Source organism: Candidatus Poribacteria bacterium (assembly GCA_021295715.1).
Lineage (GTDB): Bacteria > Poribacteria > WGA-4E > WGA-4E > WGA-3G > WGA-3G.
In genome coordinates this window covers 32,688-34,103 of the sequence record JAGWBV010000065.1, presented here as the reverse complement: position 1 = coordinate 34,103, position 1,416 = coordinate 32,688, and the positions used below count along the sequence as shown (strand labels likewise).

1 protein-coding gene and 1 pseudogene (1 of these 2 cut by a window edge) are annotated in these 1,416 nt (G+C 51.4%); both read left to right on the top strand.

Translation table 11 applies throughout. From position 1 onward, the window contains the following. On the top strand, positions 1-557 hold a 557-nt coding region (locus J4G07_16125; protein ID MCE2415517.1), incomplete at its 5' end, for a phytanoyl-CoA dioxygenase family protein. Between the two features lie 30 nt (positions 558-587). Next, positions 588-1,416 (top strand): annotated as a pseudogene (locus tag J4G07_16120) (sulfatase-like hydrolase/transferase) (it continues 678 nt past the right edge of the window).

Here is a 1,416-nt window from a genome sequence, read left to right as displayed (position 1 = left end):
TCGACGACCCCTTCATTACGGCACTGATACACGCAACTATCGGTGACGCATACCATTTCTGCCACTCTGCGCTCAACATCGCACCCCGCGGGATCGGTGCGCTTGGATACCACCAGGACCACCACCACTGGAAACATGAGAACCCAGTCAACCTTGCGGAGCGCGACAATTACTACATCCAGATCCTGTACTACCCCAACGGCTTCACACGTGGGGATCGGAATCTCAAGGTTATACCGGGCAGCCACAAAGCAACGCCGGATCGAATGCTCGCAGGCGATTTCGATGAAGAAGCTGGACGCAAACTGGAAGAGAAACGACTTGAATTGCCACCCGGTAGCATGGTCTATATCAATGCCCGCATCTTCCACGCAGCAGAAGCGAAACCCATAGATTCCGCGCAGCTCTATCGCATCTTCGCCATAGACATCTTTAAAGAGGCAGGACCGCCGCATCGCTACACGCAGGAGATTCCTGAGGAATGGATGGCGCAGGCAACACCTTTCCGCCAGAAGTTATTTGATCGCGAGGCGTATACAGAGGGATGTTGGCACTAAAACATTGAATCACTGCAAAACGGAGTCATAATGAGCACACCAGATCGTCCGAATATCCTCTGGATCTCTTTAGAGGATACAACGCCGCGTTTCGGTTGCTATGGCGACCTGATCGCCCGCACCCCAAATATTGATCGCCTCGCTGCAGGCGGATGTCGGTTTCCAAATGCCTTTTCAACAGCCGGAGTCTGTGCACCAAGTCGTTCCGCTATTATCACCGGTATGTATCAGACTTCCATCGGAACACACCACCATCGGACAACGCATACAGACCAAAGTACACCGAACCTACCTACGCCGTATTCTGCTGTTCCGCCACCTTATGTGAAAACCTTCACCGAATACCTGAGAGGGGCAGGGTACTATTGCACCAACAATAGTAAAACAGACTATCAGTTTACACCACCTATCACTGGCGAAATCGTGCGGAAGGGCAACCCTTCTTTTCCGTTTTTAACCCAATCGTTACACACGAAAGCGGTATGTGGGAAACGGAAGATCGTCCACTGACCACGACTACGAATCCGGATGACATAGCGTTACCGCCGTATCTGCCGGATACACCGAAAGCACGACAAGCATTGGCGCGTCAATACGATAACCTTGCCACTGCCGATGCACGTGTCGGAGAGTTGTTAAATCAATTGGAAGAAGATGGACTTGCGAAGAATACGATTGTCTTTCTCTGGAGCGATCACGGTGAAGGACTCCCACGCGGTAAACGGTGGCCCTATGATGCGGGGATTCGAATTCCGTTGATTGTGCGTTGGCACGAAGAACTTAATCCAGGGAGTGAAAGTGATCAATTGGTGAGTTTGATTGACCTCGGTCCCACTGTGCTTTCGTTATGTGGTGTTCA